Here is a 12,096-nt window from a genome sequence, read left to right as displayed (position 1 = left end):
GAGCCGGGCCACCCCGGACGGGATGACGAGGTGCTGACACGGCGAGGGCGCCGCCTGACGGACAGGCGGCGCCCTCGCTCAGGCGTTCTCCGGCGTTTCAGACGCCCATGGTCTCCGTGTCGTTGCTCTCCGCGGGAGCGCCGACCTCGGTCACGCCGTTCTTCAGGTGGTAGCGGGCGATGGCGTCCCGCAGCACCTCGGTCTTGACCTCGCCGCGCCGCGCCAGCTGGGTCAGCACCGCGAGCGTGATCGACGCCGCGTCCACGTGGAAGTGGCGGCGCAGCGCCGAGCGGGTGTCGGACAGGCCGAACCCGTCGGTGCCGAGCGAGGACCAGTCCCCGGGGATCCACTGCGCGATCTGGTCCTGTACGGCCCGCATGTAGTCGCTGACGCCCACGAACGGCCCCGGCACGTTGGACAGCTTCCGCGTCACGTACGGCACGCGCTGTTCGGAGTCCGGGTTGAGCAGGTTGTGCTCCTCCACCGCGAGCGCCTCACGCCGCAGCTCCGACCACGAGGTGGCCGACCAGACCGAGGCGGCGACCCCCCACTCCTCGGCCAGCATGCGCTGCGCCTCCAGGGCCCAGGGGCCCGCCACGCCGGAGACCAGGATGTTGGCCTTGGGGCCGTCCCCGGAGGCCGGAGCGAACAGGTAGAGGCCCTTCAGGAGGCCCTCGACGTCCACGTTGGCCGGCTCCGCGGGCTGCGGGTAGGGCTCGTTGTAGATCGTCAGGTAGTAGAAGACGTTCTCCTGGCGCTCGCCGTACATGCGGCGCAGGCCGTCCCGGACGATGTGGGCGACCTCAAAGCCCCAGGACGGGTCGTACGAGATCGCGGCCGGGTTGGTGGAGGCGATCAGCGGGGTGTGGCCGTCCTCGTGCTGGAGGCCCTCGCCGTTGAGCGTGGTCCGGCCCGCGGTCGCGCCGAGCAGGAAGCCCCGGCCCATCTGGTCGGCCAGCTGCCACATCTGGTCGGCCGTGCGCTGCCACCCGAACATCGAGTAGAAGATGTAGATCGGGATCATGTGCTCGCCGTGCGTCGCGTACGACGAGCCGACGGCGATCGTGGAGGCCATCGAACCGGCCTCGCTGATGCCCTCGTGCAGGATCTGGCCCTCGGTGGACTCCTTGTAGGACAGCAGCAGGTCCCGGTCCACCGCCTCGTACGTCTGCCCGGACGGCGAGTAGATCTTGGCCGTCGGGAACATGGCGTCCAGGCCGAACGTGCGCGCCTCGTCCGGGATGATCGGGACGAACCGGTGCCCGATCTCCTTGTCCCGCATGAGGTCCTTGAGCAGCCGCACGAAGGCCATCGTGGTGGCCACGTTCTGCTTGCCCGAGCCCTTGGCCAGCTGCTTGTACGCGTCGTCGCCGGGCAGCTTCAGGGGCTTGGCCCGTACTACCCGCTTGGGCAGGAAACCGCCCAGGGCGGCGCGCCGCTCCTTCATGTACGCGATCTCGTCGCTGTCCTCGCCCGGGTGGAAGTAGGGCGGCAGGTCGCCTTCGAGATCCTTGTCCGGGATCGGCAGGTAGAGCCGGTCGCGGAACTCCTTCAGCTCGGCCTTGGTCATCTTCTTCATCTGGTGCGTCGCGTTGCGCGCCTCGAAGTCCTTGCCCAGGGTCCAGCCCTTGATCGTCTGGGCCAGGATGACCGTCGGCTGGCCGACGTGCTCACGGGCGGCCTTGAACGCCGCGTACACCTTGCGGTAGTCGTGGCCGCCGCGGGAGAGCTTGCGGATGTCGTCGTCGGTGAGGTGCTCGGCCATCTTCCGCAGCCGGGGATCGCCGCCGAAGAAGTGGTTGCGGATGTACTCCCCGGACTCCACCGAGTAGGTCTGGAACTGCCCGTCCGGGGTGGTGTTCATCTGGTTGACCAGCACACCGTCCACGTCGGCCGCGAGTAGCGGGTCCCAGTCCCGGCCCCAGACCACCTTGATCACGTTCCAGCCGGCGCCGCGGAAGTACGACTCCAGCTCCTGGATGATCTTGCCGTTGCCGCGCACCGGGCCGTCGAGCCGCTGCAGGTTGCAGTTGATGACGAAGGTGAGGTTGTCCAGCTCCTCGCGGGCGGCCAGGCCGATCGCGCCGAGCGACTCGGGCTCGTCCATCTCGCCGTCGCCGAGGAAGCTCCAGACGTGGCTGCGCGAGGTGTCCTTGATCTTGCGGTCGTTCAGGTAGCGGTTGAACCGCGCCTGGTAGATCGCGCCGATCGAGCCCAGGCCCATGGACACCGTGGGGAACTCCCAGAAGTCCGGCATGAGCCGCGGGTGCGGATAGGACGGCAGGCCCTTGATGCCGTGCGACAGCTCCTGCCGGAACGCGTCCAGCTGGGTCTCGCTGAGGCGGCCCTCCAGGAAGGCGCGGGCGTAGATGCCCGGCGCGGCGTGACCCTGGAAGAACACCTGGTCGCCCGACTCGCCGTGGTCCTTGCCGCGGAAGAAGTGGTTGAAGCCCACTTCGTAGAGGGAGGCGGCCGAGGCGTAGGTGGCGATGTGGCCGCCGACGTTGGTCCTGGCGTTGGCCCGGGTCACCATCACGGCCGCGTTCCACCGGATGTAGGCCCGGATCCGGCGCTCCACGTATTCGTCGCCGGGGAACCACGGCTCCCGCTCCGGCGGGATCGTGTTGATGTAGTCGGTGCTGCGCAGGCCCGGCACGCCGACCTGGTGTTCCCGGGCGCGTTCCAGCAGCCGGAGCATCAGGTAGCGGGCGCGGGTCCTGCCCTCCGCCTTGACGACGTTGTCGAGCGACTCAAGCCACTCCTGGGTCTCGCTGGGGTCGACATCAGGAACCTGGCTGGGTAGGCCGTCACTGATGATCGAGAATCGCTGGCGTCCGGAAGCCACTGGGTTCTCGCCTTCCGAGGATGGACTTTTGTCGGTCTAGGTTCGGCTTCCATCCTGGCTCGTCGCCCCGGAAAGTGCATCTCTACTGCCCGGTAAACCAAGATGTCCCTGCTGGCAGACAGGGGGCTGTGGCCTAGACCACCGATGGTAGGACGTTTTTCGCCAACCGTGCACACCGGGGGCCCCGAAATGTGAACGTGGCTCCCACAGGCGCGCGATTCTAGCGGTATCACCTGATCTTCCGGCTCCGCAAAGCTTCCTTTACGCAGCCGCTACGGCCCCTACCCGCTCCCACTCGCACGTACCCCCTTATCCACATATCTCCGGAAATGTCGGCAATCTCGGAGTGGTGGTGCGTTCGTCGTCGCAGCTCAGTGAGGGCATAGGATCCCGATGTGAGGTCTCAGGTTATTGACGTGCGAACCGGCTCAACGGAGCAGGTGCACGACATCACCGACGAATGCCGGCGGTTCGCGGCGGACTGCGGCGGAGACGGTCTGCTCCATGTGTTCGTGCCGCACGCCACGGCCGGGATCGCGCTCATCGAGCTCGGCGCGGGAAGCGACCGCGATCTGCTGGCGGCGCTGCGCGACCTGCTTCCCGCGGACGGCCGCTGGTTGCACGCGCACGGATCGAAGGGTCACGGACGGTCACATGTGCTGCCCGCCCTGATCCCGCCGTACGCCACGATTCCGGTGCTGGCCGGGCGGCTGGCGCTCGGAACCTGGCAGTCGGTGGCGGTGGTTGACCTGAATATCGACAACCCGGACCGACATGTCCGTTTGTCGTTTTTGTCCGACTAGCAGATAACGGTGCGGGTCACTCACCGTGGCGACCGTTGACGACGATGGGTCACAGCGTGTGGACTGTGCCGAACGATACCCGCTGAGGTTTCCGGCGGGGTCAAGCCAAGCAGGAGGGATGAACGTGAGCGCGACCGCGGGTCAGGCGCAGGGCGAGCGCGGCCTGGCCGAACGACTTGGCCTCAAGCCGGGTCAGGTGGTGCAGGAAGTCGGCTGGGATGAGGACAGCGACGACGCACTGCGCGAGTCCATCGAAGAGCTGACCGGCAACGAGCTGGTGGACGAGGACTTCGACGATGTCGTCGACGTGGTGCTGCTGTGGTGGCGCGACGACGACGGCGATCTGTTCGACGCCCTCACCGCCGCCATGACCGCCCTCGCGGACGGAGGCCAGATCTGGCTCCTGACGCCCAAGGCGGGCCGGCCCGGCCATGTTGAGCCGAGCGACATCGGCGAGGACGCCACGACAGCCGGTCTGTCCCAGACGAGCAGCATCAGTGCGGCTCAGGACTGGTCGGGCACCCGGCTCGTCTTCAAGGCCCGCCGCTAACGTCGCCTGGTCGTCCCTGCCGTACGGCGCACGCCGTACGGCAGGTTCTCTACGGCTTTGAGGGGGGTGGGGCGGTGGACATCGGGGGCATCGCGCCTGACTTCGAACTGGCGGATCAGCACGGCACGCCCGTCCGCCTGTCGGGGCTCCGCGGGGAGCCCGTGGTGATCGTCTTCTTCCCGGCCGCCTTCACCGGGATCTGCCAGGGCGAGCTGCACGACCTGGCCTCCGTCGAGGCGCGGGTGCTGGCGGTTTCGGTGGATTCGATGTTCTCTCTGCGCGCCTGGGCGGATCGCGAGGGCTACTCGTTTCCCCTCCTATCGGATTTCTGGCCCCATGGTCAGGTCGCGCGGGCGTACGGTGTCCTGGACGAGGAGAGGGGACTCGCGCGGCGGGGCACCTTCATCCTTGACGGCGATGGCGTGCTCCGCTGGCAGGTCGTGACCGAGATCGGCCGGCCGCGGGACGTGACCGAGTACCGCAAGGTGCTCACCCAACTGTGACCTCGGCGAGATCCGGCCGTGCGGCCGGGACCGCCGCCACCGATACGGCACCGGGTTCGGCGAACCGACCCGGCCGCTTCGTTTCCGGATATTTCACCTTTCGCACCGACATGCCTTGTGGGAGGCGAATATGCCCTGCTACCGATGCGGGGCCCGGCAGACGGACCCCGTCCGCGGCGCGAGCCCGTGGCGACGCGGCGTGCGCCACGAGGCGCAGGTCCTGGTCTGCCCGGACTGTCAGCGTGCCCCCGACCTGGAGCTCGACACCTGCCCCAGCTGCGCGTCCACGGCCCTGATCTGCCGCCTCGGCGAGGTCGAATGCCGCGCCTGCGGCCTGGTACGGCTCGCGCAGGCCCCCAGCCCCGGCGCCCCCGACCTGTCGGCCCTGTCCGCCGAGGTGGAAGCGGCCCTCGACCGGGTGCTCGGCCGCAAGTGATTTGGCAAATCGTGCCGATGTTGAGCACGATGTGCCGGTGAGCTACGTGGTCGCCCTGGACGTGGGCGGAACATCGATGAAGGGCGGCCTCGTCACGCTCTCCGGCGAGGTGACGGTCTTCCCCGGGCGGCCGACCGGCCGTGAGCGCGGGGCCGACGCGGCCGTGGCCACCATCAACTCCTACGTGTCCGAACTCGCCGACGCGGGCACCGCCACGTTCGGGCAAGCGCCCGCCGGTGTGGGCCTGGCCGTGCCCGGCATCGTCTCCGCCACGGTCGCCCTCTACTCCGCCAACATCGGCTGGCGCGACGTCCCCGTCGCCGCCTTCGTCCCGGACGGACTGCCCGCCTGCCTCGGCCACGACGTACGCACCGGGGGCCTGGCGGAGAGCGTCTTCGGCGCGGGGCGGGAGGTCTCGGACTTCCTGTTCCTGCCGCTGGGCACCGGCATCGCGGCGGCCGTGGTGGTCGGCGGGGAGCCGTACGGGGGCGCGAACGGCTGGGGCGGCGAGATCGGCCACACCCCCGTCTGGCCGGACGGCGAGAAGTGCGCCTGCGGCCAGCGGGGCTGCCTGGAGACCTACGCCTCCGCCGCGGCCCTGGCCCGCCGGTACGCGGCCCGCACCGGCGACGCCGCCACCGCCAAGGGGATCGTCGAACGCGCGGCCTCGGACGGCGACGCCGCCGCGGTCCTGGGCGACGCCGTGGAAGCGCTCGCGATCTCCCTGGCCTCCTACACCCTGCTCCTGGACCCCTCCATGATCGTCATCGGTGGCGGCCTGGGCGAGGCGGGGCCGGCCCTCCTGGACCCGCTGGCCGAACGGCTGGCGGCCCGCCTGTCCTTCCGCGAGCCGCCGCCGCTCCGCCAGTCCGCCCTCGGCGTGCGCGCCGGCATGATGGGTGCGGCAATCCTCGGCTGGCGCGCCGCCGGGCGGACGGACTGGAGTCCCGGCCTAGTCGGACACGGGGTCGGACACGGGCTCTGAGGTCGTGTCCCCGCGCCACTCCGTGTACGTGTACGGGTTGTCCATGATCTTGGTCTCGGGAATGTCGGGGTTCATCCCCGTCAGCCAGGAGTCGCCCAGCTCGTCCATGAGATAACCGACCGTGGACTCGATCTTCTGCCGCGCGGCGGCCAGGTCGATCCCGACCAGCCGCCCGTCGGCCTTGACCACGCGCCCGTTCACGATGACCGTGTGCACGTCCCCCCGCTGCGCCTGGAACACCACGTGCCCGTACGCGTTGAGGATCGGGAACATCACCGGCGAGTGGTCGTTCTTCAGCAGCACGACGTCGGCCTTCTTGCCCGGTTCGAGGCTGCCCACCGAGGAGTCCAGGCCGAGCGCCCGGCTGCCGCCCCGGGTGGCCCAGTCCACGACCTCCTCCGCCCGCAGGTGGGCGTGGGTCACCGTCTCGCCCCGGGAGTGCGCCTCCAGGTGCTCGCGGGAGCGGTCGGCGCCCATCGTGGCGCGCATCGCGGAGAACAGGTCGCCGCTCCACCAGACGCTGGTGTCCATCGATAGGGAGACCGGGATGCCGTGCTTGCGCAGCTGCCACGTGGGCGGGTACCCCTGGCCCGCGCTCTGCTCGCTCTCGGTGGAGATCGAGACGGAACCGCCGGTGGCGGCGATCCGGTGGTAGGAGTCGGGGCCGAGCGTGGCCGCGTGCACGTACACCGACCCCGGCGTCATGAAGCCGTTCTCGTGGATGAGCCGGATGCCGTCGTCGTTGGTCGCGCCCCACACGCCCGCGTGCGTGGTCACGGGCACGCCCAGCTCGCGGGCCACCTCGAAGGCGGCGCGCTCGGGGAACGCGGGATCGCCGGTGACGTCGAAGGCGAGCTGGAAGCCCAGCATGTCGCCGCCGCCCTGCATGCGCCTCGTGACGAAGTCACGGAACTCCGGCGCGGCGGTCCACTCCCACGGCCCCTGCTGGATGTTCCCGTACGCGAGGACGAACCGGCCCGGGACCTCCACCAGCGCGTCCACCGCCGCCTCGGCGTGGTCCACGGTCTGCAGGCCGTGCGACCAGTCCACGGTGGTGGTGACGCCGGCGTCGAGGGCCTCGATGGCGCCCAGCAGGTTGCCGGCGTACACGTCCTCGGGGCGGAAGCGTTTGCCCCATTCGAGGTAGTACCAGACGAAGTACTGGGTGAGCGTCCAGTCCGCGCCGTACCCCCGCATCGCGGTCTGCCAGAGGTGGCGGTGGGTGTCGATCATGCCGGGCATCACGATCCCGCCGGACGCGTCGACCTCCAGGGTCCCGTCCGGCACCTCCAGATCGGGCCCGACGGCTTCGATGCGGTCCCCGATTATCAGCACGTCGGCGTCCCGCAGGACGGTATGCCGGTCGTCCATGGTCAGGACCAGGCCGTCGCGGATGACGAGGGGCCGGCCGGGCTCGTGCGCGGCGGTCGCGCTCATGGGCGCCTCCCTGGCGGACTTTTGTCCGTATGGCGGTCTACGAAACAGTGATGCAACAATGAGAGCAGCCTGTCCCGATGTCAAGACACAGGAAACGGAACAGCCCATGGCACCGCCCACGGCCCGCAAGGACACCGGTCCCGACTTCATCGAGGCACTCGCGCGCGGTCTCGACGTGATCAGGTCGTTCCGGCCGCGGCAGCCCGAGATGACGCTGACCGAGGTGGCCACCGCCGCGGGACTGGCCCGGCCGACGGCCCGGCGCATCCTGCTCACGCTGGAGGAACTCGGCTACGTCAGGGCCGGGCGCGGGGGTTTCATGCTGACCCCCCGGGTGCTGGAGCTCGGCGTGGCGTACGTGCGGTCGCAGGGTCTGTGGGAGATCGCCAGGCCGCATCTGGAGACCCTGGTGGCGCAGACCAACGAGTCCTGCTCCATCGCGCAACTGGACGGCTCCGACATCGTGTACGTGGCGCGGGTGGCGGTGCCGAAGATCGTCACACTGTCGGTGAGCATCGGGACCAGGTTCCCCGCGCTGCAGACCTCGCTCGGCAAGGTGCTGCTGGCCGCGCTGCCGCCGGAGCGGGTGGACGCGGTGCTGGCCGAGCCCAGCAGGTCGGGCATCGAGCCGTGCTGGGAGCCGGCCCCGGAGGAGCGCCGGGCCATGCTGCGCGAGGTCAGGGCGACCGGGTGGGCCATCACGGACCAGCAGCTCGCGCCCGGGATCAGGTCGGTGGCGGTGCCGCTGCGGGACGGGCACGGGCAGGTCATCGCGGCCGTCAACGTCAACGCGAACGCGGCGGAGACGTCGCTGGAGAAACTCACCGAGCAGCACCTGCCCGCACTGCTGCGCGCTGCGGGGGCGATCGGGGCGGATTTCGCCCTGTATGAGGCGGTTCCGCAGGCCAGCGCTTGACAGGCCGACCGCCGGGGCCGATGCTCGTCCACGGCGGACAAGTGTCCGTTCAGCGGACGGAGGGTTGTCGAGGTTGATGGGGACGCAAGGTACTGGGCCACTCGCGGGGCTTCTCGTCGCGGATTTCTCGCGGGTGCTGGCCGGGCCGTACGCCACCATGCTGCTGGGGGATCTCGGGGCTGAGGTCGTGAAGGTGGAGAGTCCCGGCGGGGACGACACCCGGACCTGGATGCCGCCGGTACGGGAGGACGTGTCCACCTACTACCTCGGGATCAACCGGAACAAGCGGTCGGTGGTGCTGGATCTCAAGGACGCCGCCGATCTGACGCTGGCCCGGGAGCTGGCGGCGCGCGCCGACGTGATGATCGAGAACTTCAAGCCCGGCGGGCTCACCCGGTTCGGGCTGGACTACACGGCCGTGAGCGAGCGGAACCCCGGGGTGGTCTACGCCTCGATCAGCGGGTTCGGGACGGCCGGGGGCGCCGGGCTGCCCGGGTACGACCTGATCGTGCAGGCCGTGTCGGGGCTGATGAGCCTGACCGGGGATCCGGACGGGTCGCCGTACCGGGCGGGCATCTCGGTCTTCGACGTGATGACCGGGCTGCACGCGGTGGCCGGGGTGCTGGCCGCGCTGTACGAGCGGGCCGAGTCCGGCGTCGGGCAGCATGTCGAGGTGAACCTGCTCGCGTCGGCTTTGTCGGGCATGGTCAACCATTCCAGCGCGGTGGTCGCGGGCGGGGTGGTGCCGTACCGGATGGGGAACGCGCATCCGAGCCTTTTTCCGTACGAGCCGCTGCCGGCCAAGGACGGGGAGCTGGTGATCGCGGCGGGGAACGACGGGCAGTTCCGGAAATTGTGTGACGTTCTCGGCGTGCCGGAGCTGGCCGAGGACCCGCGGTTCGCGCGTACGGCCGACCGGACGGCCAACCGGGAGGAGCTGCGGCCGCTGCTGGTGGAGCGGCTGGAGACCCGGAGCCGGGCGGAGTGGTTCCGCGAGCTGAACGCCGTCGGGGTGTCCTGCGGGCCGATCAACACGGTGGGGGAGGGCGTCGAACTCGCCGTGGACCTCGGGCTCGACCCCGTGGTCTCGCCGGGCGGGGTTCCGTCCGTGCGCAATCCGATTACTTTGTCGCGTACGTCGCCGAGTTACCGGTTGCCGCCGCCCGGGCTGAACGAACATGGTGACGAGATCCGGGCCTGGCTGGGGGAAGCATGAGCGGAAATTTCAGGACATCGATTGGTACGTCGGATGCGACGAGCATCCGCGTACTCGGCCAGGATCTCGCCCATGACCTGATGGGCAAGGTCGGCTTCGGGGAGCTGGCCTTCTGGCTGGTCGCCGGGCGGCGGCCCACCCCGTCGGAGACCCGGGTCTTCGAGACGGTGCTGGTCGCGCTGGCCGACCACGGGTTCACGCCGACCGCGATCGCGGCCCGGCTCACGTACCTGAGCGCGCCGGAGTCCGTGCAGGGCGCGCTGGCCGCCGGGCTGCTCGGCGGCGGCTCCCGCTTCCTCGGCGTGACCGAGGACGCGGGGCGATTCCTCGCCACCACGCTCGCGGGCAGCGAGTGGTCCGCGGACATGACGGACGAGGAGTGGGACACGATCGCCCTGGCCGCGGTGAAGGACGCGCGGGCCGAGCGGCGGTTCGTGCCGGGGTTGGGGCATCCCGTACACAAGGATGAGGATCCGCGCACCCCGGTGCTCTTCTCCATCGCCTCCGAAGAAGGCCTGTACGGTCCGCATCTGCGGCTCTTCGCGGCGATCGGCCGGGTGCATCCGGAAGTCCTCGGCCGCCGGCTGCCGCTCAACGGCGCGGGAGTCTGCGGCGCCGCGCTGGCCGACCTCGGCCTGCCCATCGACATGCTGCGCGGCTTCGCGCTGCTCGCCCGTGCCGCCGGACTCCTCGGCCACCTCGCCGAGGAACGCCGCGACCCCATCGGCATGGACATGTACCACGCGATCGATCGCAACACGACTTATATCCCGGACGAGGCGTAGGGGACGCCGTGGCCGGGTCCGTTCAATCAGCCGCTGACCGGTACGCCCCGGTCCAAGCGCAGGGAGGTCTTTCATGGCGACCATAGCCGCCGTCATCGCGTCCACCCATCACCCCTTCTACTACAAGGCCAGTACGGCGCCGCCGGAGGAACGGCCGCCGTTCGCGGACGCGTGGGTGGAAAAGATTCTGGCGTTTCGGGAGACGCTGACCCGGGCCAGGCCGGATGTGCTGGTGATGGTGGGTTCGGACCATTTCCACCAGCTCTGGCTGGACAACATGCCGCAGTTCCTCGTCGGCAAGGCGCCCTTCTACGACGCCAACTGGGCCAACGAGGAGCGCGAGTTCGGGCTGCCCCGGCTGCTGCTGCGCGGACAGGAGGACCTCTCCTCCCACATCCTGCGCGGCGGCCTCGACGCGGGCTTCGACCTGGCCTTCAGCAACGAGCTGCGGATCGACCACAGCATCACCTGCCCGATCATCACGCTGCGGCCGGAAGCCGACCTCCCGATCGTGCCCATCTACACCAACATCTTCGCGCCGCCGCTGCCGCAGCCGAAACGCTTCGTGGCCCTCGGCCGCGCGATCCGCGAACTCGTCGAATCCTGGCCGAGCGACCTGCGCGTGGCCATCATCGGCACCGGCCACCTGTCCCTGGAACTCGGCGGCCCGCGCCAGTTCGGGCCGCACGGTCCCGACCCCGAATTCGACCGCAAGGCCGTCGAATGGATCGCCAACGGCGACATCGAGCGGTCGCTGGCGGAGGTCTCCCTCGACAGCCTGTGGAACCCCGGCAACGCGACCCACGGATTCATGGACTTCATGCTCATGATGGGCGTGGCCGGCGAGGGCGCGAAGGCCGACCACGTGGACTCGCTCGACCTGTTCCACACGATGGAGGCCTACTTCACCTGGTATCCGGAAGGGGTGCCCGCATGAGCAAATACCTGCTCAACAAGTTCCTCTACACCATCGACCGCGATGCGGAACTGGTCGAACGGTACCGGGAGGACCCGGCCGGCACGGTGGCCTGGTGGGAGCTCGAGTACGCGAACAAGATCCTCAACTCCCACGAGGCGGAGGCCAGCACCTGGCTCTCCTTCGAGCCGGACGAACGCGCCGCCCTCGCCGAACAGGACCACGTCCGCCTGTTCGAACTCGGCGCCCACCCCTTCCTGACGCTCACCCTCTTCATCGCGCTCTTCGAACGCGACAACACCGAGCCCCTCGAATACCAGAAGGCGTACGGCCAGCGCCTCTCCCACTTCACCCTCCCTTACCCCGATATTTCGACATAAAGGGGGATTGGTTCTGGGTGTGACCTGGGGCGTTGCGTGGGCCAGGACGAGATCGATCTTGGTGTCGATAGAGTCGGGTTGTTCCAGGCATCGCCCCGGGGGGTTTGTGAACGGAGTCGGAGCAGTTCGTAGGGCATCGACAAACGCTCACAGACATCGCCCCCTGGATGGGTTGTGAACGAAGGCAGGAGATGGGTGCGTTGATGAGCATGTTCGGTTGGAGATATCGATGAGAGCGGCTGTCGTCTTGTCCTGCGGGGACGCCCCCGTCCTGAGCACGGTGCCCGCACCCGAAGTTCGGGACGGCGAAACCCTGGTCCAGGT

General features: G+C 69.4%; 12 protein-coding genes. 10 read left to right on the top strand and 2 right to left on the bottom strand.

The genetic code is table 11. From position 1 onward, the window contains the following. Positions 1–97: 97 nt before the first annotated feature. Positions 98–2,845 (bottom strand): pyruvate dehydrogenase (acetyl-transferring), homodimeric type, encoded by a 2,748-nt coding sequence (gene aceE / locus Aph01nite_RS39585; protein WP_204046227.1) that lies wholly within the window; start codon positions 2,843–2,845, stop codon positions 98–100. A 395-nt stretch (positions 2,846–3,240) separates the two neighbouring features. Between aceE and Aph01nite_RS39580 the strand changes: the two genes are divergently transcribed. The 5 genes from Aph01nite_RS39580 (at position 3,241) to Aph01nite_RS39560 (ending at position 6,122) form a co-directional block, all read left to right on the top strand. Next, entirely contained in the window at positions 3,241–3,648 is a 408-nt protein-coding gene (locus Aph01nite_RS39580; RefSeq protein ID WP_204046226.1) for a YjbQ family protein, read from the top strand. A gap of 124 nt (positions 3,649–3,772) precedes the next feature. Beyond that, positions 3,773–4,198, top strand: a complete 426-nt coding sequence (locus Aph01nite_RS39575) for a DUF3052 domain-containing protein (protein ID WP_204046225.1) — start codon at positions 3,773–3,775, stop codon at positions 4,196–4,198. 74 nt (positions 4,199–4,272) lie between these two features. Continuing rightward, positions 4,273–4,701 (top strand): peroxiredoxin, encoded by a 429-nt coding sequence (locus tag Aph01nite_RS39570; protein WP_204046224.1) that lies wholly within the window; start codon positions 4,273–4,275, stop codon positions 4,699–4,701. Positions 4,702–4,831: 130 nt separating this feature from the next. After that, positions 4,832–5,137 carry a hypothetical protein gene (locus tag Aph01nite_RS39565; protein WP_204046223.1) on the top strand — a complete coding sequence of 102 codons (306 nt, stop codon included), beginning with the start codon at positions 4,832–4,834 and terminating at the stop codon, positions 5,135–5,137. Positions 5,138–5,174: 37 nt separating this feature from the next. Next, a complete protein-coding gene (locus tag Aph01nite_RS39560; RefSeq protein ID WP_239162326.1) occupies positions 5,175–6,122 on the top strand; it encodes an ROK family protein in 948 nt (315 codons plus the stop codon). Here Aph01nite_RS39560 and Aph01nite_RS39555 read toward each other — a convergent pair. Beyond that, positions 6,090–7,559 carry an amidohydrolase family protein gene (locus Aph01nite_RS39555; RefSeq protein ID WP_204046222.1) on the bottom strand — a complete coding sequence of 490 codons (1,470 nt, stop codon included), beginning with the start codon at positions 7,557–7,559 and terminating at the stop codon, positions 6,090–6,092. The genes Aph01nite_RS39560 and Aph01nite_RS39555 overlap by 33 nt on opposite strands. Positions 7,560–7,665: 106 nt before the next feature. Between Aph01nite_RS39555 and Aph01nite_RS39550 the strand changes: the two genes are divergently transcribed. From Aph01nite_RS39550 to Aph01nite_RS39530, 5 genes are all read left to right on the top strand, one after another. Next, complete coding sequence (locus Aph01nite_RS39550; protein ID WP_204046221.1) at positions 7,666–8,475, top strand: IclR family transcriptional regulator domain-containing protein; 810 nt, start codon at positions 7,666–7,668, stop codon at positions 8,473–8,475. Between the two features lie 76 nt (positions 8,476–8,551). After that, on the top strand, positions 8,552–9,691 hold the full coding sequence (locus tag Aph01nite_RS39545; RefSeq protein ID WP_204046220.1) for a CaiB/BaiF CoA transferase family protein: 1,140 nt from the start codon (positions 8,552–8,554) through the stop codon (positions 9,689–9,691). Beyond that, complete coding sequence (locus Aph01nite_RS39540; RefSeq protein ID WP_204046219.1) at positions 9,688–10,476, top strand: citryl-CoA lyase; 789 nt, start codon at positions 9,688–9,690, stop codon at positions 10,474–10,476. The genes Aph01nite_RS39545 and Aph01nite_RS39540 overlap by 4 nt, the downstream gene beginning before the upstream one ends. Before the next feature lie 73 nt (positions 10,477–10,549). Continuing rightward, a complete protein-coding gene (locus Aph01nite_RS39535) occupies positions 10,550–11,413 on the top strand; it encodes a DODA-type extradiol aromatic ring-opening family dioxygenase (protein WP_204046218.1) in 864 nt (287 codons plus the stop codon). Continuing rightward, entirely contained in the window at positions 11,410–11,772 is a 363-nt protein-coding gene (locus tag Aph01nite_RS39530; protein ID WP_204046217.1) for a hypothetical protein, read from the top strand. The genes Aph01nite_RS39535 and Aph01nite_RS39530 overlap by 4 nt, the downstream gene beginning before the upstream one ends. Positions 11,773–12,096 lie beyond the last annotated feature (324 nt).

The organism is Acrocarpospora phusangensis (assembly GCF_016862995.1).
Taxonomy (GTDB): Bacteria; Actinomycetota; Actinomycetes; order Streptosporangiales; family Streptosporangiaceae; genus Acrocarpospora; species Acrocarpospora phusangensis.
This window is presented reverse-complemented; position numbering and strand designations above follow the sequence as displayed.